At 72.3% G+C, this 24,769-nt stretch carries 21 protein-coding genes; 10 read left to right on the forward strand and 11 right to left on the reverse strand.

Going from position 1 to position 24,769, the window contains the following annotated elements:
* Window positions 1-40: 40 nt before the first annotated feature.
* Together AB0J86_RS19955 and AB0J86_RS19960 are read right to left on the reverse strand one after the other, a co-directional pair.
* Window positions 41-427, reverse strand: coding sequence for a chorismate mutase (locus AB0J86_RS19955; protein WP_363859048.1), 387 nt, complete (start codon window positions 425-427; stop codon window positions 41-43).
* Between the two features lie 236 nt (window positions 428-663).
* Window positions 664-2,517 carry a bifunctional metallophosphatase/5'-nucleotidase gene (locus AB0J86_RS19960; protein WP_363859049.1) on the reverse strand — a complete coding sequence of 618 codons (1,854 nt, stop codon included), beginning with the start codon at window positions 2,515-2,517 and terminating at the stop codon, window positions 664-666.
* 332 nt (window positions 2,518-2,849) lie between these two features.
* On the opposite strand from AB0J86_RS19960, the gene pcrA reads away from it, so the two are divergent.
* Window positions 2,850-5,297, forward strand: a complete 2,448-nt coding sequence (pcrA, locus tag AB0J86_RS19965) for a DNA helicase PcrA (RefSeq protein ID WP_363859050.1) — start codon at window positions 2,850-2,852, stop codon at window positions 5,295-5,297.
* A gap of 306 nt (window positions 5,298-5,603) precedes the next feature.
* On the opposite strand, the gene AB0J86_RS19970 is transcribed toward pcrA, so the two are convergent.
* The gene (locus AB0J86_RS19970) at window positions 5,604-6,329 is read right to left on the reverse strand and encodes a M23 family metallopeptidase (protein ID WP_363859051.1); all 726 of its coding nucleotides are present in this window, start codon (window positions 6,327-6,329) and stop codon (window positions 5,604-5,606) included.
* A 432-nt stretch (window positions 6,330-6,761) separates the two neighbouring features.
* Between AB0J86_RS19970 and AB0J86_RS19975 the strand changes: the two genes are divergently transcribed.
* The 5 genes from AB0J86_RS19975 (at window position 6,762) to AB0J86_RS19995 (ending at window position 12,175) form a co-directional block, all read left to right on the forward strand.
* On the forward strand, window positions 6,762-7,166 hold the full coding sequence (locus AB0J86_RS19975) for a cobalamin B12-binding domain-containing protein (RefSeq protein ID WP_363859052.1): 405 nt from the start codon (window positions 6,762-6,764) through the stop codon (window positions 7,164-7,166).
* Between the two features lie 365 nt (window positions 7,167-7,531).
* Complete coding sequence (locus AB0J86_RS19980; protein ID WP_363859053.1) at window positions 7,532-8,344, forward strand: hypothetical protein; 813 nt, start codon at window positions 7,532-7,534, stop codon at window positions 8,342-8,344.
* A 183-nt stretch (window positions 8,345-8,527) separates the two neighbouring features.
* Complete coding sequence (gene sucC, locus AB0J86_RS19985; RefSeq protein WP_363859054.1) at window positions 8,528-9,706, forward strand: ADP-forming succinate--CoA ligase subunit beta; 1,179 nt, start codon at window positions 8,528-8,530, stop codon at window positions 9,704-9,706.
* 1 nt (window position 9,707) lies between these two features.
* Complete coding sequence (gene sucD, locus AB0J86_RS19990; RefSeq protein ID WP_363859055.1) at window positions 9,708-10,595, forward strand: succinate--CoA ligase subunit alpha; 888 nt, start codon at window positions 9,708-9,710, stop codon at window positions 10,593-10,595.
* 257 nt (window positions 10,596-10,852) lie between these two features.
* Window positions 10,853-12,175, forward strand: a complete 1,323-nt coding sequence (locus AB0J86_RS19995) for a DUF6350 family protein (RefSeq protein ID WP_363859056.1) — start codon at window positions 10,853-10,855, stop codon at window positions 12,173-12,175.
* A 118-nt stretch (window positions 12,176-12,293) separates the two neighbouring features.
* Here the strand turns inward: AB0J86_RS19995 and AB0J86_RS20000 are convergent, their stop codons facing one another.
* Window positions 12,294-13,025 carry a DUF4190 domain-containing protein gene (locus AB0J86_RS20000; RefSeq protein ID WP_363859057.1) on the reverse strand — a complete coding sequence of 244 codons (732 nt, stop codon included), beginning with the start codon at window positions 13,023-13,025 and terminating at the stop codon, window positions 12,294-12,296.
* A 20-nt stretch (window positions 13,026-13,045) separates the two neighbouring features.
* Window positions 13,046-13,345 carry a CD225/dispanin family protein gene (locus AB0J86_RS20005; RefSeq protein ID WP_363859058.1) on the reverse strand — a complete coding sequence of 100 codons (300 nt, stop codon included), beginning with the start codon at window positions 13,343-13,345 and terminating at the stop codon, window positions 13,046-13,048.
* Between the two features lie 260 nt (window positions 13,346-13,605).
* On the opposite strand from AB0J86_RS20005, the gene purN reads away from it, so the two are divergent.
* The 3 genes from purN (at window position 13,606) to AB0J86_RS20020 (ending at window position 17,001) form a co-directional block, all read left to right on the forward strand.
* Window positions 13,606-14,226 carry a phosphoribosylglycinamide formyltransferase gene (gene purN / locus AB0J86_RS20010; protein ID WP_363859059.1) on the forward strand — a complete coding sequence of 207 codons (621 nt, stop codon included), beginning with the start codon at window positions 13,606-13,608 and terminating at the stop codon, window positions 14,224-14,226.
* Window positions 14,227-14,257: 31 nt separating this feature from the next.
* Complete coding sequence (gene purH / locus AB0J86_RS20015) at window positions 14,258-15,877, forward strand: bifunctional phosphoribosylaminoimidazolecarboxamide formyltransferase/IMP cyclohydrolase (RefSeq protein ID WP_363859060.1); 1,620 nt, start codon at window positions 14,258-14,260, stop codon at window positions 15,875-15,877.
* Window positions 15,878-16,086: 209 nt separating this feature from the next.
* The gene (locus tag AB0J86_RS20020; protein ID WP_363859061.1) at window positions 16,087-17,001 is read left to right on the forward strand and encodes an alpha/beta fold hydrolase; all 915 of its coding nucleotides are present in this window, start codon (window positions 16,087-16,089) and stop codon (window positions 16,999-17,001) included.
* A gap of 82 nt (window positions 17,002-17,083) precedes the next feature.
* On the opposite strand, the gene AB0J86_RS20025 is transcribed toward AB0J86_RS20020, so the two are convergent.
* The 6 genes from AB0J86_RS20025 to AB0J86_RS20050 form a co-directional block, all read right to left on the reverse strand.
* On the reverse strand, window positions 17,084-17,689 hold the full coding sequence (locus AB0J86_RS20025) for a hypothetical protein (RefSeq protein ID WP_363859062.1): 606 nt from the start codon (window positions 17,687-17,689) through the stop codon (window positions 17,084-17,086).
* Window positions 17,690-17,739: 50 nt separating this feature from the next.
* Complete coding sequence (locus AB0J86_RS20030; RefSeq protein WP_363859063.1) at window positions 17,740-18,768, reverse strand: dipeptide ABC transporter ATP-binding protein; 1,029 nt, start codon at window positions 18,766-18,768, stop codon at window positions 17,740-17,742.
* Window positions 18,755-19,792 (reverse strand): ABC transporter ATP-binding protein, encoded by a 1,038-nt coding sequence (locus AB0J86_RS20035; protein WP_363859064.1) that lies wholly within the window; start codon window positions 19,790-19,792, stop codon window positions 18,755-18,757. Before AB0J86_RS20035 ends, AB0J86_RS20030 begins: the two co-directional genes overlap by 14 nt.
* Before the next feature lie 6 nt (window positions 19,793-19,798).
* Window positions 19,799-20,749: an ABC transporter permease gene (locus AB0J86_RS20040; protein WP_363859065.1), complete on the reverse strand. Its 951-nt coding sequence runs from the start codon at window positions 20,747-20,749 to the stop codon at window positions 19,799-19,801.
* The gene (locus AB0J86_RS20045; protein ID WP_363859066.1) at window positions 20,742-21,680 is read right to left on the reverse strand and encodes an ABC transporter permease; all 939 of its coding nucleotides are present in this window, start codon (window positions 21,678-21,680) and stop codon (window positions 20,742-20,744) included. Before AB0J86_RS20045 ends, AB0J86_RS20040 begins: the two co-directional genes overlap by 8 nt.
* Before the next feature lie 109 nt (window positions 21,681-21,789).
* Window positions 21,790-23,424 carry an ABC transporter substrate-binding protein gene (locus AB0J86_RS20050; protein WP_363859067.1) on the reverse strand — a complete coding sequence of 545 codons (1,635 nt, stop codon included), beginning with the start codon at window positions 23,422-23,424 and terminating at the stop codon, window positions 21,790-21,792.
* A 449-nt stretch (window positions 23,425-23,873) separates the two neighbouring features.
* On the opposite strand from AB0J86_RS20050, the gene AB0J86_RS20055 reads away from it, so the two are divergent.
* Window positions 23,874-24,740, forward strand: a complete 867-nt coding sequence (locus AB0J86_RS20055) for a bifunctional methylenetetrahydrofolate dehydrogenase/methenyltetrahydrofolate cyclohydrolase (RefSeq protein ID WP_363859068.1) — start codon at window positions 23,874-23,876, stop codon at window positions 24,738-24,740.
* The last annotated feature ends 29 nt before the right edge of the window (window positions 24,741-24,769 follow it).

Here is a 24,769-nt window from a genome sequence, read left to right on the forward strand (position 1 = left end):
CGGCGCCGCTCGCGGCGCCGGCGGGCAGGGGATCTCCGTGCTACAGCGGGCCGCGGCCCGCCCGCAGCAACAGCATGGCGAACTGGGTACCGTCGGCACCGAGCGCCTCCCGGAAGTGTTCGAGGATCTGCTGCTCGCGGGAGAGCACCAGCCGGGTACCGCCGGCCGCCCGCCGGATCGCCCCCACCTCACGCGACAGCGCGGCCCGCTCCTGCCAGAGCGCGATCAGCGAGTTGTCGATCTCGTCGATCCGGCGTCGGATCTCCAGGATGCGCTCGGCGGCGTCCGGTACCTCCGTACCGGTCTCCTGGCCGCCCGCGGGACGGTCGTCGCCCGCGTCCGCGGCCCGGCCCGTCGCGTCGCCGGCCACGGCATCACGGGCCCCGGTGCTCGGTTCGCCGGGCTGTTCCACCACGTCTGTCATCATCGGTTACCCCCTGAGGCGCGGGCCCCGGTCCCCCGATCCCGGGCAAGAAAAAGCCCCGGGCTCCAGGAGCCCGGGGCTTTCGTAGGCTTGTCGATCAAGCGCGACCTACGGCTGCCGGACTCCCGGGGCCGTAGTAAAAGTAGTAACAGGTGGTCGGCTGGATCACGTGGTCGAGTATGCCCAGCCCGCCTCGGGTGGCGCAAGCTCCTCGCGGGTGTGGAGCGGGACACGCCACGTCAGCCGAGCCGGGTGATCCGGTCCGCCGGTCCCGGTGCGACGGGCGCGCCGGCCCCGAGGTGACCCACCAGCGCGTCGATGTCGAAGCCGGGCGCCGTCGTCCGTCCGGTACCGCGGGTCAGCAGGGTGAAACCGTCGCCGCCGTTGGCGAGGAAGTCGTTCGTGGTGACGCGGTAGGTAGCGGCCGGGTCGATCGGCGTACCGCCCAGCGTCAGCGCGCTTACCCGCTGGCCGGCCGGCGCCCGGGTGTCGTACGAGTAGCCGAAGCCGGCGGAGACCTGGAGCACCCGCTGCGTGGTCTGCCCCTCGTACCCGGGGAACTGCTGCTCCAGCACGTCCTTGAGCTGTGCGCCGGTCAGGGTCTGCGTCACCACCAGGTTGTTGAACGGCTGGACGGTGAAGGCCTCCCCGTAGGTGATCTCACCGTCCGCCTCGCCCCCGGCGGAGCTGGCGTACGGCAGCGACGCCCGGATGCCGCCGGGGTTCATGAGCGCGAGCTGGGCCCCGTCGCCCCGGGTCCAGGCGAGCTGGGCGTCGGCGATCACATCCCCCAACGGGCTCTCCTGGTTGGGGCCGGGGTCCCGGACGATGTCGCCGGTGATCCGGCCGATGACCCGGTTCGCGATCGGCGCGACCGCGGCGCGGTACCGGTCCGCCAGCGCCTTCGCGCCGGGGTCCACCAGCTCCGGGTTGCGCACGTAGCTGCCCGGCGTGGTCTGCTGCCAGCTGCCGTCGGGGTTGCGTACGCCGTTCTCGACGACCACGTTTCGGGCCGTGATGTCGGTGAAGCGCCCGGACCGCCGGTCGAGCGTGTAGTCGACGTCGGTGACCAGCTGTCCGTTGCTGCCCGCGCTGGTCACCACGGTGCCCGCCCCCGAGGAGTTCGGCAGCGAGCAGGAGTAGAAGCGGTGCGTGTGGCCCGAGACGACCAGGCCGAACTCGGGGCGCAGGCCGGCGACGATCGGCACGATCGGACCGGAGAAGTTCGCGCAGTCGGAGACGCCGGGGGTGCTCGGCGGGGCGGACTGCGCGCCGCCCTCGTGGATCAGTAGCACCTGGGCCTTCACGCCGAAGAGCTTGAGCAGCGCGCTCCACCTGTTCGCGGTCTCCACCTCGTCGGTGAAGGTGACCGAGGTGATGCCGGCCGGGTTGACGATGCCCGGGGTCCCCTCCAGGGTCACCCCGACGAACCCGACCGGTACCCCGTTGACGAGGCGGATGTCGACCGGCGGGAGGACCGGCAGCCCCGTCGTCCTGCTGACCGTGTTGGCCGCGAGGTACGAGAAGCGGGCACCACGGAACCCGTCGCCGTCCTGGCAGCCGTCCACCGGGTGGCAGCCGCCCCGGTCGAGCCGCAGCAGCTCGGCGACGCCCTCGTCGAACTCGTGGTTGCCGACCGAGCTGACCTCCAGCCCGATCTGGTCCATCAGCTCGATCGTCGGCTCGTCGTGGAAGGCCGCGCTGACCAGCGGGCTGGCGCCGACCAGGTCGCCCGCGCCCACGGTGATGCTGGTACGCCCCTCGTCCCGGGCCTGCGCCCGCAGCCGCTCCAGCCAGGTCGCCAGGTACTCGACGCCGCCGGCGGGGGTGCCGTTCACGGTCGCGCCGCTGCCGGTCGGCGGGTCGATCGCGCCGTGGAAGTCGTTGTAGCTGAGGAAGTTCCCCTTCACCGGGCTGGCCGCCGGCAGGCCGGAGGAGACCGAGACCGGGCGCAGGCCGGCACCGGCCGGTGCCGGTGGCGGCGTGGCGGGACCTGGATGGGTCGGGAGGGCGGCGACGACGGCCGCCACCGCCAGGGCCGGAGCCGCGAGGAAGCGGAGCAGGGCCCAGGGGCGCGTACGGGGTCGGCTCATCGGATCCTCGCAATCAGGCCGGGCGGGCAGGGAACGGGTGTCGACGTTGCTATCCCGACATGCTTCTCGATCGGGCACGGCGACGCCACCACCGGCGGATGACGGCACGGTTGCCACCCGGCGAGGACGGCCCGGCGCCGTTACGGCGGGGCCGATCATGGCGGGGTGTCCACGGCGGCGGCGACCGTGGCGGTGCCGGGCTCGGCGCCCCGCCGGCGCCGGCCGCCGACGTGCCGCGTCGCGCCGGGGCGGTGCCCCGCGAGCGCGCCGCGCGGCCTTCGGGGGCGGCGCGGTGCCGGCATGTCGGTCCGGCGACATAGACTCGGCTAGCGATGCATGCTCTCTTCGAAATCCCGCCGGTCCAACCGACTCCGCCGGGTGAGTCGACCCCGCCGGTGCACCCTTCGACCCGTCCCCGGCCGACGGCCGGGCTCGACCCGCAGGCCCTGCTCACCGGGTTGAACGGACCGCAGCGCGACGCCGTGACCCACTCCGGCTCGCCATTGCTGATCGTGGCCGGCGCCGGCTCGGGCAAGACCCGGGTGCTGACCCACCGGATCGCGTACCTGCTGGCGACGCGGACCGGGCTGGACGGTGAGCCGGTGCACCCGGGGCAGATCCTGGCCATCACCTTCACCAACAAGGCCGCCGGCGAGATGAAGGAGCGGGTCGCCGCGCTGGTCGGGCCCCGGGCCCGGCTGATGTGGGTGTCGACGTTCCACTCCGCCTGCGTCCGGATCCTGCGGGCCGAGCACGAGCACGCCGGGCTGAAGTCGACGTTCTCGATCTACGATGCGGACGACTCTCGGCGACTGATGCAGCTGGTCGCCCGGGAACTCGATCTGGACCCGAAGCGCTATCCGGCGCGCGGGCTCGCGGCCCAGGTCTCCAACCTCAAGAACGAGCTGGTCGACCCGGAGGAGTTCGCGGCCAGGGCGAAGGGCCCCAACGAGCGGGCGCTGGCCGAGGCGTACACGCTCTACCAGCGGCGGCTGCGCGAGGCGCACGCGCTCGACTTCGACGACCTGATCATGACGACGGTCCACCTGCTCCAGTCGCACCCGCACGTCGCGGAGAACTACCGCCGGCGGTTCCGGCACGTGCTCGTCGACGAGTACCAGGACACCAACCACGCGCAGTACATGCTGATCAAGGAGTTGGTCGGCGGCACGCCGGGTCTCGAACCGGCGGAGCTCTGCGTGGTCGGCGACGCGGACCAGTCGATCTACGCCTTCCGCGGCGCGACCATCCGCAACATCCTGGAGTTCGAGCGCGACTTCACCGACGCCCGGACCATCCTGCTCGAACAGAACTACCGCTCGACGCAGACGATCCTGAGCGCGGCGAACGCCGTTATCGAGAACAACGCGTCCCGCAAGCCGAAGCGGCTCTGGAGCGAGCAGGGCGCCGGCGAGCAGATCGTCGGCTACGTGGCCGACACCGAGCACGCCGAGGCCGACTGGGTGGCCCGCGAGATCGACCGGCTCTGCGACGCCGACGAGGCGCGTCCCGGCGACGTGGCGGTCTTCTACCGCACCAACGCGCAGTCCCGTGTCTTCGAAGAGGTGTTCATCCGGGTCGGGCTGCCGTACAAGGTGGTCGGCGGGGTCCGCTTCTACGAGCGCAAGGAGGTCCGCGACGCGCTGGCCTACCTGCGCGCCGTGGTCAACGACGACGACACGGTCAGCCTCCGGCGCATCCTGAACACCCCTCGCCGGGGCATCGGGGAACGGGCCGAGGCGTGCGTGGAGGCGCTGGCCTCCCGCGACCGGATCTCGTTCGGGGCCGCGCTGCGGCGGGCCAACGGCGCGCCCGGGATCTCCACCCGGGCCGCGAACGGTATCGCCGACTTCGTCGCGCTCCTCGACGGGCTGCGCGAACTTGCCGCGACCGCGCCGCCGGAGGAGGTGCTCGAAGCGGCGCTGACCCGCTCCGGCTACCTCAGCGAGCTGGAGGAGAGCCTCGACCCGCAGGACGCCGGCCGGGTCGAGAACCTCCAGGAGCTGGTGAGCGTCGCACGCGAGTACACCGAGCGGGCCGAGGCGCAGGCCGAGTCCGAGGAGGTCGTGGCGACCGTCGCGGGCTTCCTGGAGCAGGTCGCGTTGGTCGCCGACGCCGACGAGATCCCCTCGGACGACCCGGACCACCAGGGCGTGGTCACGCTGATGACCCTGCACACGGCCAAGGGGCTGGAGTTCCCGGTGGTCTTCCTCACCGGGCTGGAGGACGGCGTCTTCCCGCACCTGCGCTCGCTGGGGGACGCCCGGGAACTGGAGGAGGAGCGGCGGCTCGCCTACGTGGGCATCACCCGGGCCCGCCAGCGCCTCTACCTCTCCCGGGCGGTGACCCGGTCGGCGTGGGGACAGCCCTCCTACAACCCGCCCTCGCGCTTCACCGAGGAACTGCCGGGCGACCTGGTGCGCTGGGAGCGCACCGAGGGCGCCTACACGTCGTGGTCGGGTACGGGCGGCGGCGTGGGAGGCCGGGCCGGCGGCGCCGACCGCGCGGCGGCCGGGCGCGGCGGCGGCTTCGCCGGGGGTACGCCGAAGGCGGCGCAGCTCGCGCAGCGGCTCGGCATCGACGGCAGCCGGCTCGCCACGGCCAGCGAGCTGCCGCAGGCCCCGAAGGTGGCCGTCGGCGACCGGGTCAACCACCAGCGATACGGCCTGGGCCGGGTGCTCGCGGTCGAGGGGCACGGGCCGGGCGCGCGCGCCCAGATCGACTTCGGCGCCGAGACGATGTGGCTCGTGCTCCGGCACGCCCCGATCGAGAAGCTGTAGCCCCCCGAGAAGCTGTAGCCCCGCCCGGGCGGGAAAGAGTTCCGACCGCCGCTCCGGGCGGGCCAGAGCCGTCCGGAGCGGGGCCGTGGACCGTGCCAGTCGCCCGACCGGTCACGTGCCCGCGCCTCGGCCCTGCCCGGGGCGGGAGCGGGCTGAGCCCGGGTCGGCCCTGCGGCGCTGCCCGGGGGCGGGAGCGGGCTGGTCCTGCGTCGGTCTCTGCCCCGGGGCGGAAACGCGTCCGGCCCGCCGTTGGCGGGCCGGATCAGCGTACGTCGCCCGGGAGGCGACGACGGGAAGCTGGGGTGCTCAGGAGGCGGCGGCGTCGGCCGCGATCGGCTGGGTCTCCATCTGGATGTCGACGCCCTTGTTGCGCAGCCACGGGATCGGGTCGGTCGGCTCGCCCTTGACGTGGATCTCCAGGTGCAGGTGGGAGCCGTACGAGTGGCCCGTGCTCCCGACGAGGCCGATCGTGTCGCCGGCCTTCACCTGCTGGCCTTCCTTGACCAGGAGCCGCGAGGAGTGGCCGTAGATTGACTCGGTGCCGTCCGTGTGCCTGATGATCACGCAGTTGCCGTAGCCGCCGTACCAGCCGGCCTTCTCGACCGTGCCGTCGTGGATCGCGCGGTACGGGGTGCCCTCGGTGGCGGCCAGGTCGACGCCCGCGTGGAACTTGCCCCAGCGCAGGCCGTAGGGCGCGGTGAAGGTGTAGCCCCGGAGGGGGAGGAACCAGGTGTCCTCGGTGTTGGCCAGCGTCGACTCGAGCGCGCCGCGATCGGTGTCGCGGGAGGCGCGGTCGGCGTCGGCGGCACGGTCGGCCACGTCCTGGCTGGTCGCCGAGGCGTTCTGCAGGTCGGCCGCGAGCGCGGAGGGGCTGACGGTCTTGGCGTCGGGCATCGCCTGGGCGCCCAGCGCGACCACGCCGGCGCCGACGAAGGCGGTGGTGACGACGACCGCGTAGCGGCTGCGAGGGGGTGTGGGTACGCGACGGCGCCCGCGATATCGGTCGGGCTCAGACGACAAGCGCTGACGCACGCACATCCTCCGTATCGGGTCAATGATGTGGCCGGTGCCGGCGCCGGCGGGTCCTGCCGGAGCTGGTCGACCGCGTCGTCATCACGCCGTCGGCTAGATGACAACCGTGGGCCACGGTAACCAACCCCTAGGCGAGTCACAAGCCGCCCCGCGAAAATGCCGCGACGATCTGTGCGTGTCCGCTGTGGATTGCGGCGTGTCGTAACGATTTATGACTAGGCTCGTTAATGGCGCTTGGTCACCCCGGCTGCTACGGAACGTAGCCGAACCGGCCTTTTCGTCGTCGCCCGAATCGGGGCTCCCTAAGGGGTCCCTAGGGGTGTCAGGGAGGGCCCGGCCCGCGTCGCGATCCCGGATGTCGGGAAGTGGGGTGCCCGGGTTACCGTTCGTTCAGGTGGCTGCCGCGGCCGGCCTGGAAGGGATGTTGCGCTGATGAGTTCTCGTACTCGCGTCGTCGTCGCCAAGCCCGGTCTCGACGGGCATGATCGCGGCGCCAAGGTGGTCGCGCGGGCGCTGCGGGACGCCGGCATGGAGGTCATCTACACCGGGCTGCACCAGACGCCCGAAAAGATTGTCGAGGCGGCGATCCAGGAGGACGCCGACGCGATCGGGCTCTCCGTGCTCTCCGGGGCGCACATGACCCTCTTTCGGCGTGTGATCGAGCTGCTCGCCGAGCGCGACGCCCGGGACATCGTCGTCTTCGGCGGCGGGATCATCCCGGACGCCGACATCCCCGAACTGGAACGGCTCGGCGTTGCCAAGATCTTTACGCCCGGAGCGACCACCCAGTCGATCGTCGAGTGGGTACGGGAGAACATCTCGGCGCAGACCGTCTGAGACGGTTCGGCTCGCGTACGAGCACCGCGTACGGGTACTCGGGTCACCCGCGAACGTCCGGGGACGCCTCGCCCGGCCGGGGAGGGTGCCCGGAGACGGGGGAGAGGCCGGACGCACCCCTCACACGCCCGGCCTCTCTATGCGCGATGCCCCGCCGCCACCCCTCGACCGACAGGGCATCGGCCGTCTCCCGTCATCGCGCTCCCGCGCTCTGACACTTGACTCAACGACGCCTGCCGGGAGTGGTTACGCGGCCCGAGGAAAAGATCCCGGAATTGGGCCCGGACGGGACGGCCCGGCGGTGACGGCGGCCGTACTCTCGGGTCTCCCGATCACCATTCGCGTACGTCCGCCCGGAGCCGACCGTGACCGTTCCCCCGCAGCAACCGCCAGGACCGCCCGCCGGGTGGCAGCAGCCCTCGGGCGTGCCCGGTCCGTCCGGCCCGCCGCCGCAGCCCGGCCCGCCGCAGCCCGACGCGGCCCAGCCCGGCTGGCCGCAGCAGCCGGTGCCGCCGCAGCCGGGCTGGGCCCCGCAGCCGCCGAACCCGCAGTGGGCGTCCCCCGGGGGCTGGCCGGGGCAGCCAGGACCGCCGCCGGGCGGCTGGGCGCCACCGCCGCCGCAGTTGCCGGTGACCAACCGGATCCCGGAGGACCAGCCGTTCGTCGCCCGACCGAGCGTCCGCAAGCGGGCGCTGTTCCTCGGCGGGTTGCTGCTGTTCGTACTGCTGATGTTGGCCTGTCCGCTCGGGCTGGCGGCCAGCAACGACGGTGGCCTCATCGTCCTGCTCGGCGGGCTCGCCTTCTTCGCCCTCCTGGTCGGCCTGCCCCTCGGATTCCAGCTCTGGCTGGTGACCTCGGGCGGTCCCGTGCTGGCGGTCGGCCCGGCCGGATTGTGGATCAAAACCCGCCCGACCCGGGGACAGGCGATCTGGCTGCCCTGGGAGGCGATCGACCAGATCTACCGGCGTCGCTGGGCGTTGGAGAAGATGGTCTGTGTGAAACCGCGTGACCCGCGTACCGGGAGCAATCTCGGCGCCTTCACGGCGCTGGACTCCGGGATGCAACAGGTCGTCTTCGGTACCGGTCTCACCGCCACGGTCAACTTCGCGGACCGTTCGGAGCAGGAGATCATGCAGGCGATCACCCACTTTTCGGCGGGCCGCTGCCGGATCTCTTAGCCCGCGCCCCCGACCCTGGCATCCTGTGCATTACCGCACACCGCGCACCCGGTCGGTTGCCGCTGGTGCCTACCTCGCTAGGCTGCGGCCGAAGGCCTGTTTTCGTTGTCGACAGGCGTCAACTCAATTCACGCTGGCGGCGGCGCGACGGCGCGCCGCGGAGACGGGACGGGACGCGTAATCGTGGACCTGTACGAATACCAGGGGCGCGAGCTGTTCGAGCGGCACGGATTGCCCGTGCTCGCCGGCGGCGTCGCCACGACCCCGGAGGAGGCCCGCGCCATCGCCGAGCGCCTCGGCGGCCGGGTGGTCGTCAAGGCGCAGGTGAAGGTCGGTGGCCGGGGCAAGGCGGGCGGAGTGAAGCTCGCCGAGGGCGCCGACGAGGCGACCGCCCGGGCCGACGACATCCTCGGCATGGACATCAAGGGGCACACCGTCCACAAGGTCATGATCACCGTGACCGCGAACATCGCGGAGGAGTACTACTTCTCCTACCTGCTGGACCGGGCCAACCGTACGTTCCTGGCCATCGCCAGCGTGGCCGGTGGGATGGACATCGAGCAGGTCGCCGCCGAGACCCCGGAGAAGGTGGCCAAGGTCGCCATCGACGCCAGCGTCGGGGTCGACGAGGCGAAGGCGCGCGAGATCGTCACCAAGGCCAACTTCCCGGCCGAGGTCGCCGACCAGGTGGTCGAGATCGCCCTCAAGCTGTGGCAGGCGTTCGTCGCCGAGGACGCCACGCTCGTGGAGGTCAACCCGCTGGCCAAGACCGCCAGCGGCGAGGTGCTCTGCCTCGACGCGAAGGTGACGCTCGACGGCAACGCCGCCTTCCGGCACCCGGACCACGAGGCGCTGGTGGACCAGGCCGCGGTCGACCCGCTGGAGCAGCGGGCGAAGGAGAAGGACCTCAACTACGTCAAGCTCGACGGCCAGGTCGGCATCATCGGCAACGGCGCGGGCCTGGTCATGTCCACGCTCGACGTGGTCGCGTACGCGGGTGAGGAGTTCGGCGGCGTGAAGCCGGCGAACTTCCTCGACATCGGCGGCGGCGCGAGCGCGGCCGTGATGGCCAACGGCCTGGAGATCGTCCTCTCCGACCCCTCGGTACGCAGCGTCTTCGTCAACGTCTTCGGCGGCATCACCGCCTGCGACGAGGTCGCCAACGGGATCATCCAGGCCCTCGCGCTGCTCGAACAGCGCGGCGAGCGGGTGGTCAAGCCGTTGGTCGTCCGGCTGGACGGCAACAACGCCGAGGCGGGGCGGGCGATCCTCGACGAGGCCGCCAACCCGCTGGTCGAGCGGGTCGACACGATGGATGGAGCGGCCAAGCGGGCCGCCGAGCTCGCGGCTGCGGGGGTCTGACATGGCAATCTGGCTCACCAAGGACTCGAAGGTCATCGTCCAGGGGATGACCGGCGCCGAGGGCTCCAAGCACACCCGCCGGATGCTGGCGGCCGGCACCAACGTGGTCGGCGGGGTGAACCCCCGCAAGGCCGGCCAGCGCGTCGACTTCGACGGGGTCGAGCTGCCCGTCTTCGCCAACGTGGCCGACGCCATGGCGGAGACCGGGGCGGACGCCACGGTCATCTTCGTGCCGCCGGCGGGCACCAAGTCGGCCGTGCTCGACGCGATCGACGCGGGCATCGGGCTCGCCGTGGTGATCACCGAGGGCGTGCCGGTGCACGACACCGCCGCCTTCTGGGCGTACAACCTCGCGCAGGGCGGGCGCACCCGGATCATCGGCCCGAACTGCCCCGGCATCGCCTCCCCGGGCGCGTCGAACGCCGGCATCATCCCGGCCGACATCACCGGCCCGGGCCGGATCGGCCTGGTCAGCAAGAGCGGCACGCTGACCTACCAGATGATGTACGAGCTGCGCGACATCGGCTTCTCCACCTGCGTCGGCATCGGCGGCGACCCGATCATCGGGACCACCCACATCGACGCCCTCGCGGCCTTCCAGGACGACCCCGAGACCGACGCGATCGTGATGATCGGTGAGATCGGTGGCGACGCCGAGGAGCGGGCCGCCGAGTTCATCAAGGCGAACGTGACCAAGCCGGTGGTCGGCTACATCGCCGGCTTCACCGCCCCGCCCGGCAAGACGATGGGCCACGCCGGTGCGATCATCTCCGGCTCGTCCGGCACCGCCGACGCGAAGAAGGCGGCGCTGGAGGCGGTCGGCGTCAAGGTCGGCAAGACGCCGACCGAGACCGCCAAGCTGATGCGGGAGATCATGTCCGGCAGCTGAGCCGGCGAACCGCGAATACGTGAGGGGCCCGGCCGGCGTGCGGCCGGGCCCCTTCGTGGTGTGTGACCACCGAGCGTTCTCGGGCCCTCACCGCTTCCGAGAAGAACGTCGAATGCGGCTCCGGTCGCGACAATTCCGGCGACGATGTGGAATATGTCAATGGACGCACCCGGTACAGCGCGCGCGGACGAGGGCTATTCGTTATCCGACCGTGGGTGTCGATGTTCCTGTCCGGTTCGGTCATGCAAGAGTAGTGGTTGATGGCAGCCATCCCTGACAAACCGCAGAGCGGTGCTCCACCGCCCGCCGAGGTCGCCAGCCGAGATTTCGCCGGAACGCCTCGGGGTTCCCGCGTGCCGGCGCGGCCTCCGGCTCAGCGGCGCGGTGACCGGGGCCGCTCCGGACGCGCCCCGCTCTGGGTGGCTGCCTCGGTGGCGACCGCCTGGGCCGCGATCGTCTCGTTCCTGCCCGTCGCCGTGGTGACCGGCCTGGCGCCGCTCTTCGAGCACGCCGCCACGTTCGCCGGCGCCGTCCGGGTCGGGCTGGCCGGATGGCTGCTCGGGCACGGCGTACCGCTGCGCACCGCCGCCGGGCCGCTCGGCCTGCCGCCGCTCGCGCTCGCCGTGCTCGCGGCCTGGCGGGTGTCCCGCGCCGGGGTGCACGTCAGCCGCGCGATCGGCGCGCGGCACCGGGGCACGCCGGGCCAGGCGCTCTCCGTCGCCGGCACGATCGGTGTCGGGTACGGGGTCCTGGGCGCGCTCGCCGCGACCGTCGTCTCCGCGGGCGGCCCGGACGCCTCCCCGCTGCGGGCGGGGCTCACCCTCACCGTCTTCGGTACGCTCGCCGCGCTGGTCGGCGCCCTGCGTACCACCGGGGCGCTGGGCCCGGTGGCCCGCGCGCTGCCGCCCGTGCTGCGCGACGGGATCCGGACCGGGGTGGTGGCGGCCCTGCTGCTGATCGGCGCGGGCGCGGGAGCGGCCGGTCTGGCCGTCGCGACCGGCGGCGGCGCGGCCAGCGACATGATCGGCGCCTACCGGACCGGGGTTCCCGGCCAGGCCGGGATCACGCTCGTCAGCGCGGCGTACGCGCCGAACGCCGCGGTCTGGTCGACCGCCTACCTGCTCGGGCCGGGGTTCGCCGTCGGGACCGGCACGGTCGTGCGCACCACCGAGGTGTCGCTCGGCGCGCTGCCGGCGGTCCCGCTGCTGGCCGGCCTGCCACACGGGCCGGTCGAGGGCTTCGGGGCCGCGCTGCTGACCGTGCCCGTGCTCGCCGGGATGAGCGCGGGATGGCTCTACACCCGCCGGCTGCTCCGGTCGGCCGACCGCGAGCGGACCGGGGTCGGGTGGGGTCGGTTGATCGGCGCCGCGATGGTCAGCGGGCCCGTCGCGGGCGTGCTGCTCGGCTGCGCGGCGCTGGCGTCGGGCGGGCCGCTCGCCGGGGGCCGACTGGCCGAGATCGGGCCGGTCGGCTGGCAGGTGGCGGCGATGGCGACGATCGTGGTCGCGGTGGGCGCGACGGTTGGCGCGGCCGGAAGCCGGGCCGTCGCCGCCCCGATGCCGAACTCGCCCCGGGACTGAACCCGACCCGGGACTCGGGGCCCGGGCGGCCGGGGAGGGAACGACGTGGGCGCCCCGGAGGAGTTCCGGGGCGCCCGACGGCGGTGCGTCCGGCCGGTGACACGGCCGGCGGGGAGGATCAGCTGGTGCCCGGCACTCCCGCCATCCCCACCTGGAAGACGACGATCAGGATGATCTGCAGGATGCCGAGGGCCGCCGCGATGGCGCCACAGATCAGGCCGGCCATCGCCTGCCCCCGGTTCGTCGCCTGGCCCTGGTCCGCCCGCTTCTTGCCCAGGTATCCCGTCACCACCCCCGCGATGCCGACCGGGATGGCCGCGTAGCAGCAGAGCAGCGGGAACGCCGCGATGCCGAGGATCATGGCCACCAGCCCCAGCGTGTTGTTCTGCTGGGAGGCCGGCTGCCCGTACGCCCCGGCCGGGTAGCCCGGCTGCCCGTACGGCTGGCCCGAGCCGGGCTGACCGTACGGGTCCTGGTACTGCGGCTGACCGTAGCCCGGCTGCTGGCCGTACGGCTGCCCGGAGGTGGGCTGCTGCTGACCGTAGCCCGGCTGGCCCGAGGTGGGCTGCCCGTACGGCTGCCCGGAGGTGGGCTGTCCGTAGGGCTGGCCCGAGGTGGGCTGCTGGGCGTACGGGTCCTGGTACTGCGGCTGACCGTAGGCCGGCTGGCCCGAGGTCGGCTGCCCGTACGGCTGGCCCGACGTCGGCTGTTGTCCGTACGGCTGCTGCCCGTAGGAACCCGGCGGCTGTGGCGCGTTCGGGTCCGGGGGCGGGGGTTGCTGGCCGTACGGATCCGACTGGCCGGGTTGCTGCTGGCCGTACGGGTCCTGGCCGGGCTGGCCGGGCTGCATGTGCTGCCTCCTTGTGGGACTTAGTAGCTGCTGCCGGAGTTGGCCGCCGCGGCGATCACGACGACGTAGATGATGCAGCAGATGATCGAGATGGCCCAGCCGATCAGACCGATGATCAGCGCCAGCTTCGACCACTTCTTGGACTCGGCGGCCGCCGCCTGCGCGCCCGCCCAGTCACCCTGCTGCAGCAGCGGGTTCACCTTGGACGCGTTGATGATCGCAGGGATCGCCAGCGGCCAGAAGAGGAAAATGGAGACGATCGACATCGTCATGTTGTTGTCGATCTGCGGCGGCGGCTGGGAGGGGTATCCAGGCTGCATGTCGGAATGACTCCTTGAGAGCGCCACCCGCGCGGCATGCGGGGGCAGTATGGAAGGGTGTTGGCGCACGGGCTGTCGTTGCCCGAGCGTCCGGCAGCGTACCTGCCCGAATCCACCGTGGGCTGCCCTGCCGTGCGCCGACATGCCGACAAATCCGTCACGATCTCTCCGCCCCGGCCCTGGCGCGGCCCGCATCGACGCCGGTACCGCCGGGTCGAGCCGCCTGAGACCCGGTCTGAGCTGCCCGATAGGGTGCGGTGGTGACTGACGCCGCGCCAGCCGCCCGCCTCGTCGTACTCGTCTCGGGCGGTGGGAGCAACCTCCAGGCCCTGCTCGACGCGGGCGCCGATCCCGGCTACGGGGCGCGGGTCGTGGCCGTGGGCGCCGACCGGGACAGCATCGCCGGTCTGGACCGGGCCGCCGCCGCGGGCGTACCGACCTTCGTGGACCGGGTGAAGGACTACCCGTCCCGGGGCGACTGGGACGCCGCGCTCACCGCGCACGTCGCCGAGCACCGGCCCGACCTGGTCGTCTCGGCCGGGTTCCTCAAGCTGGTCGGTCCGCACTTCCTCGCGGCCTTCGGTGACCGGTACATCAACACCCACAACTCGCTGCTGCCCGCCTTCGCCGGCATGCACGGGCCGCGGGACGCGCTCGCCTACGGCGTGAAGCTCGCCGGGGCCACCCTCTTCTTCGTCGACGCGGGCGTCGACACCGGACCGATCATCGCCCAGGTCGCGGTGCCGGTGCTCGACACCGACGACGAGGAGACGCTCACCGAACGCATCAAGGAAGCCGAGCGGCGCCAGCTCGTCGAGCAGGTCGGCCGCCTGGTACGCGAAGGCTGGACCATCAGCGGAAGGAAGGTCTCGATCCCATGACCCAGTACCGTGCGCGAGTCGAGGTGGCGGCATGAGCGCCGGGGTCACCGAGGGACGCCGCCCGATCCGGCGGGCGCTGGTCAGCGTCTACGACAAGGCCGGACTCACCGAGCTGGCCCAGGCGCTGCACCGGGCCGGGGTGGAGATCGTCTCGACCGGCAGCACCGCCTCGACCATCGAGGGGGCCGGCGTACCGGTGACCCGGGTCGAGGAGCTGACCGGATTCCCCGAGTGCCTGGACGGGCGGGTCAAGACGCTGCACCCGAAGGTGCACGCCGGCCTCCTCGCCGACCTGCGGCTCGACCGCCACGTGGCGCAGCTGGACGAGCTCGGCATCCGCCCGTTCGACCTGCTCGTCTCCAACCTGTACCCGTTCACCGAGACCGTCGCCTCCGGCGCCGACGTGGACGCCTGCGTCGAGCAGATCGACATCGGCGGGCCGGCGATGGTACGCGCCGCCGCGAAGAACCACGCCTCGGTCGCGGTGGTCACCGCCGTATCGGCGTACCCGGAGGTGCTGGCCGCGATCGAGGCCGGCGGCACCACCCTCGCCCAGCGGCGCCGGCTCGCGGCGCGGGCGTTCGCCGACATCGCCGAGTACGACGTCGCGGTGGCCCGCTGGTGCGCCGAGACCCTGGTGGCGGCGGACGGGACGGACGCCGCCGAGGAGGCCGTCACCACCGAGGGCGGCACGCGGTGGCCGGACTTCGCCGGGTTCGCGCTGCGCCGGTCCGCGACGCTGCGGTACGGCGAGAACCCGCACCAGCGGGCGGCGCTCTACCTGGACCCGGCGGCGCCGGCCGGCCTGGCCCAGGCCGAGCAGCTGCACGGCAAGGAGATGTCCTACAACAACTACGTCGACGCGGACGCGGCGTGGCGGGCGGCCAACGACTTCGGGCCGCAGACCCCGACGGTGGCGATCATCAAGCACGCGAACCCCTGCGGGATCGCGGTCGGCGCCGACGTCGCCGAGGCGCACCGCAAGGCGCACGCCTGCGACCCGGTGTCGGCGTACGGCGGCGTGATCGCGGTCAACGGCACCGTCACCGTCGAGCTGGCCGAGCAGGTCGCGGAGATCTTCACCGAGGTCGTCGTCGCGCCGGCCTTCGACGAGGCCGCGCTCAAGGTGCTGACGGCGAAGAAGAACCTGCGGCTGCTGCGCGCGCCGGCCTGGCAGCCGGCGCCGGTGGAGTTCCGGCAGGTCACCGGCGGCCTGCTGGCCCAGAGCGCGGACCGGATCGACGCCGCGGGCGACGACCCGGCGACGTGGCGGCTGGCGACCGGCGAGGCCGCCGACCCGGAAACCCTGCGCGACCTGGCCTTCGCCTGGCGGGCCGTCCGGTCCGTGAAGAGCAACGCCATCCTGCTCGCCACCGACGGCGCCACCGTCGGGGTCGGCATGGGTCAGGTCAACCGGGTCGACGCGGCCCAGCTCGCGGTCTCCCGGGCCGGTGCCGACCGGGCCCGTGGCGCGGTCGGGGCCTCGGACGCGTTCTTCCCGTTCCCCGACGGGCTGCAGGTGCTGGCCGAGGCGGGGGTGCGCGCGGTGGTGCAGCCGGGCGGATCGGTACGGGACGAGGAGGTCGTCGCCGCCGCGCGGGCGGCCGGGATCACCATGTACCTGACCGGTACCCGGCACTTCTTCCACTGATCCGCCAGCGGTTTCCACGGCCCCGGCGGGGTTTCATCGTCACAGCGGCGGGCGCCGGTCCAGCGGACCGGCGCCCGGGTCGTCTCCGGCGGCGCCCGTCGCCGGAGCGCTCCCCGCGCCCGATCTCGGTATTATTATACCATTCTATATTTACGTAGCCGCAGGTGGTGGCCGCTTCCCGGCCCGGAGCACCCCGCTACGTTGCCGGCATGTCCGTTACCGACGAGAGATACGTGAACTCGGGAGAGCTGCGGCTCTGGACCGAACGTTCCGGGGATCCGAACCACCCTTCGACACTGTTGATCATGGGTACCGCCGCCCAGGCGATCGGCTGGCCGGACGAGCTGGTGGCGCGGCTGGTCGCCGGCGGTCGGCAGGTCATCCGCTTCGACCACCGCGACACCGGCCGGTCCGACCACGTCGACTTCGCGACGCGGCCGTACACGCTCGCCGAGATGGCCGCGGACAGCCTCGCGGTGCTCGACGGGTACGGCGTCGAGGCGGCCCACGTCGTCGGCGCCTCGATGGGCGGCGCCATCGCCCAGTGGCTCGCGGTGCACCACCCGGCGCGGGTGCGTACCCTCACCACCCTCATGACCTCCCCGATGGGGAACAACGCCGGGCCCGCCTGGGCGCGCGCGATGGCCGGCCAGCCACCCGCGCCGGACGAACTGCCACCACCCACGGCCGAGTTCCTCCGGCACGTGCTCGGGGCCGCGACCACGCCCCGGGCCACCGCCGAGGAACGGATCGAGGCGGACCTGGCGACCCTGCGGGTGCTCAACGGGCCCGCGCTGCCGTTCGACGAACCGGCGGCCCGGCGGTACGTCGCGCGCTCGCACGAGCGGGCCCGCAACCCCGCCGCCGCCGGCAACCACGACCTGGCCGGGCGACGGCTCACCCCCGACCGGCTCGTCCCGCTCTCCGGGATCACGGCACCGACCCTGGTCGTACACGGCACCGAGGACCCGATCTTCGCCGTGCCGCACGCCCGGGCGATCGCCGCCCAGGTGCCGGGGGCGCGGCTGGAGCTCGTACCGGGGATGGGGCACGGCTTCTTCTCGCCCGGACTGCCCCGGCGGATCGCCGACCTCGTGTTGACCAACCCCGCCCGGCCGGACTGACGTCGCCGCACTGACGTCCCCGGACGTGGTCGCCCGGTCCCCGGGCCGTGCACCCGTCGGCCGGGCGGCCGGGCGGGCGCGGTCAGGCCGGGCCGATCCGCAGGGTGCGGATGCCGGTGGCGCCGCCGGTGCGGACGGCCCGTACCGTCCAGCAGCCCGGGGTCGGGAAGGACCAGCCGGTGCCCCACTCGTCGCCGGGGCGGTGCCAGCTGCTGCCGTCGTGCGGCTCCGGCCCCCAGACCGGGCGCACCGTGGCGCCGCCCGGGCCGCTCGCCGTCATGGTCAGGTCACCGGTACCGGTCATCCGCCAGACGACCTTCAGCTCGGCGCCCGCCCGCATCCGGCCGCCCTCGGTCGGGAAGAAGAGCGCCCAGAGCGTGGCGTCCGGGCTGGTGCCGGCGAGTTCGGACACCCCGGTCGCCGACGGTGGCGGGAAGCGGTCGCCGGGCGGGCAGGCGTCGGGGCTCGCGGGACCGTCCGGCGCCCGGGCGCTCGGACCGCTCGCGGTCGGCTCCGGCGGGGCGCCGCGCCCGCTCGCGGATCCTCCCGCCGCCGGGGTGCCGCGCCCGCCGCCGGCGGGCGCGATGGGCGTACCCCCGTCGCAACCCGCCAGCACGGTCAGCGCGATCGATCCGACCAGGGCGGTGCGGCCGGGGTGGGCAGGGCGGGATCCCCGGTTCGTCTCCACACCGGGACGAGCCGCCACGACCGCGCCGGGTTCCCGGCGCGGTCGCGGGCTCAGCCCACCAGGTGCTTCGGCTCGGCGAAGTGGCAGGCCGACGGGTGCGGCTCGGCGGCGCGCCGGACCAGCAGCGGCTCCTGCTGGGCGCAGATCTCCTGCGCCTTCCAGCAGCGGGTACGGAACCGGCAGCCCGACGGCGGGTCGGCCGGGCTCGGCACGTCCCCGGTCAGCCGGATGATCTCCCGTTCCTCCCGGGCCTCCGGGTCCGGCACCGGCACGGCCGAGAGCAGCGCCTGGGTGTACGGGTGGCTCGGCCGCTCGTAGATCTCCTCCTGGGTCCCCATCTCGACGATCTTGCCGAGGTACATGACGGCGACCCGGTCGGAGATGTGCCGCACCACCGACAGGTCGTGGGCGATGAAGATGTACGAGAGCCCGAACTCGTCCTGGAGCTGCTCCAGGAGGTTGATCACCTGGGCCTGGATCGAGACGTCCAGGGCCGAGACCGGCTCGTCGCAGATGATGATCTCCGGTCGGAGGGCGAGCGCCCGGGCGATGCCGATGCGCTGCCGCTGACCACCGGAGAACTGGTGCGGGTACCGGTTGATGTGTTCGGGGTTGAGCCCGACCACCTCCAGCAGCTCCTGCACCCGCCGCCGTCGCTCGCCCTTGGGCGCCGCCTCGGGGTGGATCTCGAACGGCTCGCCGACGATGTCGCCGACGGTCATCCGGGGGTTGAGCGAGGTGTACGGGTCCTGCATCACCATCTGCATGTTGCGGCGCAGCCGGCGCAGCTCGGCACCGGAGACCTTGAAGATGTCCCGCCCGTCGAGCCGCGCCCGCCCGGAGGTCGGCGTCTCCAGCCGCATCAGCAGCTTGGCCAGCGTGGACTTGCCGCAGCCGGACTCGCCGACCACGCCGAGCGTCTCGCCCCGGCGCAGCTCGAAGCTCACCCCGTCGACGGCCTGTACGGCGCCGGTGCGGCGCTTGAGCGCGACGCCCTGGGTGATGGGGAAGTGCTTGACGAGGTGGTCGACCTCCAGGATCGTCTCGCCTCGTACCTTGCTCTGCTCAGATCCGGCCATCGCGGACCTCCTCGGCGAAGTGGCACCGGCTGGTCCGGCCGTCGCCGAGCGCCACCTCGGGCGGGGCGACGTCGGCGCAGACCGGCTGGGCGAACGGGCAGCGCGGGTGGAACGGGCAGCCCGAGGGGATGCGCATCAGGTTCGGCGGCAGGCCCTTGATGGTCGCCAGCTGCTGGCCGCGCTGGTCCAGGCGCGGGATCGACTCCAGCAGCCCCTTGGTGTACGGGTGCCCCGGGCTGCGGTACAGCGAGCGCACGTCGGCGTGCTCGACGATCTTGCCGGCGTACATGACCGCGATCCGGTCGGCGACGCCGGCGACCACCCCGAGGTCGTGGGTGATCAGGATCATCGCCATGTTCAGGTCGCGGCGCAGGTCGCTGAGCAGGTCCATGATCTGCGCCTGGACCGTGACGTCGAGCGCGGTGGTCGGCTCGTCGGCGATCAGGATCCGCGGGTTGAGCGCGAGCGACATCGCGATCATGACGCGCTGCCGCATGCCGCCGGAGAACTGGTGCGGGTAGTCGCCGACCCGCTGCCGGGCCGCCGGGATCTTCACCAGCTCCATCAGCTCGACGGCGCGCCGCCGGGCCTCGGCCCGGGAGAGACCCTCGCGCTCGCGCAGCGTCTCGCCGATCTGCCAGCCGACGGGGAAGACCGGGTTCAGCGCCGAGAGCGCGTCCTGGAAGATCATCGAGATCTCCTTGCCGCGTACCTGGCGGCGCTGGCCCTCGGGCATGCCGAGCAGGTCCTCGCCCCGGTAGCGGATCTCGCCGGAGGTGATGACGGCCGGCGGCATGTCGAGGATGCCCATGATCGCCTGCGCGGTCACCGACTTGCCCGAGCCCGACTCGCCGAGCACGGCCAGGGTCTCGCCGGCGTCGAGGTGGTACGAGACACCGTTGATCACCTTGGCCACGCCCTCGCGGGTGCGGAACTCGACGTGCAGGTCGCGGACGTCGAGCAGGTGCCCCTCACCGCCGGCGGGCGCCGGCGCCGGGGTGGGCTGTACGGAGGTTGTCGTCATCGCAGGTCACCGCAGCTTCGGGTCGAAGGCGTCGCGGATCGCGTCGCCGAGCATGATGAACGCCAGTACGGTCAGGGCGAGGAACGCGGACGGTACGACCAGCGGGGTGGCCGACTCCCGCATGTGGGTACGGCCGGCGTCGATGTCGATGCCCCACGAGATGGTCGGCGCCTTGAGCCCGATGCCCAGGAAGGAGAGCGTCGCCTCGGCGGCGATGAACGAGCCGAGCGCGATCGTCAGTACCACCAGGACGGGCGCGAGCGCGTTTGGCAGGATGTGCCGCCACATGATCCGGCCGTGGCCGGCGCCGAGCATCCGCGCCGCCGCCACGTAGTCCTGCCCCTTCGCCGTGATCACCGAGGAGCGGACCACCCGGGCGGCCGTGGTCCAGCCGAGGACGGCCAGCACCAGGATCACCGCGGCCAGGCGCAGCCCCGGGCTGTCGCTGCTGACCCGCTTGAGCAGCACGATGGCGGCGAGCAGCAGCGGGATGCCGAGGACGATGTCGATGACCCGGGAGAGCGCGGAGTCGACCCAGCCGCCGAAGTAGCCGGCGAGCATCCCGACGACCACCGCGATGACCCCGGTCAGCAGCGCCGAGAGGGCGCCGACCAGCAGCGAGGCGCGGGCGCCGTAGACCGCCCGGGCGTAGACGTCGCAGCCCTGGAAGTCGTACCCGAAGATGGCCGCGCCGGACGGCCCGGCGTGCTGCCGGGACAGGACGCAGTCGTTCGGGTCGCTGCCGGTGAAGAGCGCCGGGACGGCGGCCATCGCGGCGACCACCACGACCAGGGCCAGCGAGATCCAGAAGATCGGGTTGCGGCGCAGGTCGCGCCAGGCGTCGCCGGCGAGGCTGCGCGCGGCGGTGCCGCCCCGTCGCGCATCGCCGGGCTCGCCGGTCGGGCCCGGCCGGGCGGCGGGGTTCTCGGTGGCGGCGACCGTTTCGAAGTCACTCATAGCGGATCCTGGGGTCGAGTACGGCGTAGAGGACGTCAACGACGAGGTTGGAGAGGAGGTAGACCAGGACCAGCACGCTGACGATCCCCACCACGAGGGGTCCGTCCTCGGTCCGGATGGCGCGGAAGAGGTTGAAGCCCACGCCGGGGATGTTGAAGACCCCCTCCGTGATGATCGCGCCGCTCATCAGGTTGCCCAGCTCCACGCCGAGGAACGTGACGACGGGGATCAACGAGTTGCGCAGCACGTGCACGCTGACCACGCGCCGCCGCCGCAGCCCCTTCGAGCGCGCGGTCCGTACGTAGTCGGCGCGCAGGTTCTCCGCCACCGAGGTACGGGTCAGCCGCAGCGCGGTGGCGAGCGAGAGGGAGCCGAGCACGATGCCGGGCAGCAGCAACGCGTACACGGTCGGGTCGGCCCCGGCCGTGGCGGGGAAGATCTGCCACTTCACGCCGAGCAGGTACTGGGCCAGCGGGGCCAGCACGATCGTCGGTATGCCGAGCACCAGCAGCGTGAGCAGCAGGGTCGAGTTGTCGAAGATGCTGCCCCGCCGGATGCCGGCGATGACGCCGGCCGTGACGCCGAGCACCACCGCCACCGCCAGCGCGATGAAGGCCAGCTCGACGGTGACCGGCCACGCGTCGGCGAGGATCCCGCCGATGGGCCGTCCGGTCAGCGACTGCCCGAGGTTTCCCTTGAGCAGGTTGGTGAGGTAGTCCCAGTAGCGGTAGAAGAACCCGCCGACCCCGGTCGCGTCGAGGTGGTACTTCTCCGTCAGGTACGCCCGCTGTGCCGCGCTGACCGGGCGCTCCCCGGCGAGGGCCTGGATGGGGTCGCCCTGGCCCGCGAACATCAGCGCGTACACGATCAGCGTCGTGCCGAAGAACGCCACGACCATCTGGAGCAGGCGCCGCACGATGAAGCGCAACATTTCTAGCGATCTCTCCCAAGGGGGCGGTAGCGGTGGCGGCTCCGGCGCCTACGGTCGGGCCACCCGGATCACCGGGTGGCCCGAACCGCGCGTGCCAGGCGTGGCTCCGTTAGTTGCTGGCCTGGAGCTGGAGGAGGTTCACCCGCTGGAACAGGTCCACGTGCACGTTGCTGACCTTCGTCGAGGAGCCGAAGACGTTCTCGCCGAATCGCAGCGGGATGACCGGCAGGTCCTTGGCGAGGATGTCCTCGGCCTGCTGGTACTTCTTCTGGGCCGCCTCCGGCGTCGGCGCCGCGTTGCCCTCCTTGACCAGCTTGTCGAACTGCGGGTTGCTGTACCCGGAGTAGTTCGAGGAGCCGCCGGTCGAGTACAGCGGGCCGAGGTAGTCCTCCATCGACGGGTAGTCCATCACCCAGCCGCTGCGGAACAGCCCGACCGGCTGCTTCTTCTGCAGCTTGGTGAGCAGGTCGGCGAACTTCGGTTCGGCGGTACCGACGCAGTCCACGCCCAGGTTGGCCTTGAGCTGGTTGCAGGTGGCGTCGACCCAGTCCTTGTGGCCGCCGTCGCCGTTGTACGTGATCTGGATCTTCGCGGGGCCGCCGGCCTGCTGGTACAGCGCCTTCGCCTTGGCGGGGTCGTAGGTGCAGGCCTCGCCGCAGGTGTCGTCCCGGTAGCCGGAGACGACCGGCGAGACGAACGACCGGGCCGCGGTCTGCGAGCCCTTGAAGACCGACTTGACGATGGCGTCACGGTCGATCGCCATCGACACGGCCTTGCGCACGTCCGGGTTGCTGAATTCCTTCTGGAAGGTCGGGAACTCCAGGAACTGGAACGCCGACATCGGGCTGGTCTGGTACCGGTCGCCCAGGTCGGTCTGCGCGGTGCTCAGGTTCTCGGTCGGGATCGTCGGCAGCACGTCCAGGTTGTCCGAGAGCAGGTCCGCGTAGGCGGCCGTGAGCTGCTGGTAGATCCGGAACTCGATCGCGCCCACCTTGGGCTTGTCGCCCGGGTACGCGTCGTACCGCTCGACCTCGATCTTCGAGTCGTGCTGCCAGGTGCCCTTCATCTTGAAGGGGCCGTCGCCGATGGGCGCGTTCTCGTAGCCGTCCTTGAGTACGCCCGGCGCGGAGAACGCCGCCTGCGGCAGCGGGTAGAACGCGTTGTAGCCGAGCACGGTCTTGAAGTCGGCGTACGGCGCCGAGAGCGTCACCGTGAAGGTGTTGTCGTCGACCTTCCGCAGCCCGGAGAGGGTCTTGGCCTTCGGGGCCGGTGCCTGCTGCGGGCCATCGCCGTCCGGGTCGACCGACTGCATGTCGTCGTAGCCGGCGATCTTGTCGAAGAACGTGTTGGTGTCCTGGCCGTTCGGGCCGTAGGCGCCGTAGTTCCAGGCGTCGATGTAGCTCTCGGCCGTGACCTTCTCGCCGTTGTGGAAGGTGAAGCCCGGCTTGAGCTTGATCGTCCAGACCTTGTTGTCGGTCGTGGTGACGGACTGCGCGGCCACCTCGTACGGCTTGCTCTGCGCGTCGTAGTCGACCAGCGGGGCGAACAGCGCGGCGAGTACCTGGTTGCCGTTGACCTCGGTGACGTTCGTCGGCACCAGGTGCTGGGGTTCGACGATCGCGATGGAAACTGCCTGATTGGCGCCGCCCCCGCCGGAGCCACCGTTGCCGCCACCACAGGCCGCCAGGCCGAGGGTCGCGGCGACCGGGAGCGCGGTCCAGGCAGCCAGCCTACGAACCTGCATTGGGTCTCCTCATCTCCTCACGATGCGCAGTCGCAGGCCAGGGAAGGTAACGCTGCGCAACGCTGGGCAAAGGTAGGCCGGAATATCGCCCTCGTCCACGTCACGATCACGACTGCATAACAGTGCACCCGTCATGGTCTTGTTTCTTCTTCTCCTTCTTGGTAGTGGGCGCGGCGGCCAGCGACGGGCTCGGGTGTGGGGTAATCCGGTCAAAAGCGGCGCTGGCTGGGCGTCGTTCCGGCCAGACCGGGCCGGGGGTGGGCCGGGAGATTTGGGCTCGTCCGTGCCCGTCCGTGCCGCCCCGGGCGCCTGCGCTCCCGTTGTCCTCACGCAGAGTGACGAATTACACGGTTACGCAAAGTCACATAAGATCGATGCTTCACGGGTCGCGGGCAGGTCGGTATCGGGTAGCCGGAAAGGCGGCGCGCCGGTCGTGAGACGATCTGTTCGTGACGGCGACCCTTCTGGATGGCAAGGCGACCGCGGCCGACATCAAGGACGAGCTGCGGGCCCGGGTGAAGGCGCTCGCGGAGCGGGGGATCGTTCCCGGGCTCGGTACGGTCCTGGTCGGCGACGACCCCGGCTCCCAGGCGTACGTGAACGGCAAGCACCGCGACTGCGCCGAGGTCGGCATCGCCTCGATCCGGCGCGAGCTGCCGGCCGACGCGACCCAGGAGCAGGTCGACGCCGTCGTCGCCGAACTCAACGCCGACCCGGCGTGCCACGGGTACATCGTGCAGCTGCCGCTGCCGAGCCAGATCGACACCCAGCGGGTGCTGGAACTGATCGACCCGGAGAAGGACGCCGACGGGCTGCACCCGGTGAACCTGGGTCGGCTGGTGCTCGGCTACCCCGCCCCGCTGCCCTGCACGCCGCGCGGCATCGTCGAGCTGCTCCGCCGCCACGACGTGCCGCTGCGCGGGGCCGAGGTCGCCGTCGTCGGCCGCGGCAACACCGTCGGGCGTCCGCTCGGGCTGCTGCTCACCCGGCGCAGCGAGAACGCCACGGTCACCCTCTGCCACACCGGCACCCTCGACCTCGCCTCGCACACCCGCCGGGCCGACATCGTGATCGTCGCCGCCGGCGTACCCGGGCTGCTCACCGCGGACATGGTCCGCCCCGGCGCCGTGGTCGTCGACGTCGGCATCACCCGCGTGATCGGGCCGGACGGCAAGGGCCGGTACACCGGCGACGTCGACGCCGAGGTGGCCGAGGTGGCCGGCGCGCTGGCCCCGATGCCCGGCGGCGTCGGGCCGATGACCCGGGCCATGCTGCTGACCAACGTGGTCGAACGCGCCGAGCGCCCGTCGATCTAGGGCAAATCCCCGCTGTTTGATCTCCAATC

The sequence above is a fragment of the Micromonospora sp. NPDC049559 genome (assembly GCF_040676675.1).
In the GTDB taxonomy this organism is placed as follows: Bacteria; Actinomycetota; Actinomycetes; order Mycobacteriales; family Micromonosporaceae; genus JBFAPK01.

Bases quoted from the DNA above. Each gene is read 5' to 3' on its own strand.
- AB0J86_RS20005 (WP_363859058.1), bottom strand. From the start codon at position 13,345: ATGCAGCCTGGATACCCCTCCCAGCCGCCGCCGCAGATCGACAACAAC.
- AB0J86_RS20000 (WP_363859057.1), bottom strand. From the start codon at position 13,025: ATGCAGCCCGGCCAGCCCGGCCAGGACCCGTACGGCCAGCAGCAACCC.
- AB0J86_RS20050 (WP_363859067.1), bottom strand. From the start codon at position 23,424: ATGCAGGTTCGTAGGCTGGCTGCCTGGACCGCGCTCCCGGTCGCCGCG.
- AB0J86_RS20035 (WP_363859064.1), bottom strand. From the start codon at position 19,792: ATGACGACAACCTCCGTACAGCCCACCCCGGCGCCGGCGCCCGCCGGC.
- AB0J86_RS19975 (WP_363859052.1), top strand. From the start codon at position 6,762: ATGAGTTCTCGTACTCGCGTCGTCGTCGCCAAGCCCGGTCTCGACGGG.
- AB0J86_RS20030 (WP_363859063.1), bottom strand. From the start codon at position 18,768: ATGGCCGGATCTGAGCAGAGCAAGGTACGAGGCGAGACGATCCTGGAG.
- AB0J86_RS20040 (WP_363859065.1), bottom strand. From the start codon at position 20,749: ATGAGTGACTTCGAAACGGTCGCCGCCACCGAGAACCCCGCCGCCCGG.
- AB0J86_RS20045 (WP_363859066.1), bottom strand. From the start codon at position 21,680: ATGTTGCGCTTCATCGTGCGGCGCCTGCTCCAGATGGTCGTGGCGTTC.
- AB0J86_RS20020 (WP_363859061.1), top strand. From the start codon at position 16,087: ATGTCCGTTACCGACGAGAGATACGTGAACTCGGGAGAGCTGCGGCTC.
- sucD (WP_363859055.1), top strand. From the start codon at position 9,708: ATGGCAATCTGGCTCACCAAGGACTCGAAGGTCATCGTCCAGGGGATG.
- AB0J86_RS19955 (WP_363859048.1), bottom strand. From the start codon at position 427: ATGATGACAGACGTGGTGGAACAGCCCGGCGAACCGAGCACCGGGGCC.
- pcrA (WP_363859050.1), top strand. From the start codon at position 2,850: ATGCATGCTCTCTTCGAAATCCCGCCGGTCCAACCGACTCCGCCGGGT.
- purH (WP_363859060.1), top strand. From the start codon at position 14,258: ATGAGCGCCGGGGTCACCGAGGGACGCCGCCCGATCCGGCGGGCGCTG.
- AB0J86_RS19960 (WP_363859049.1), bottom strand. From the start codon at position 2,517: ATGAGCCGACCCCGTACGCGCCCCTGGGCCCTGCTCCGCTTCCTCGCG.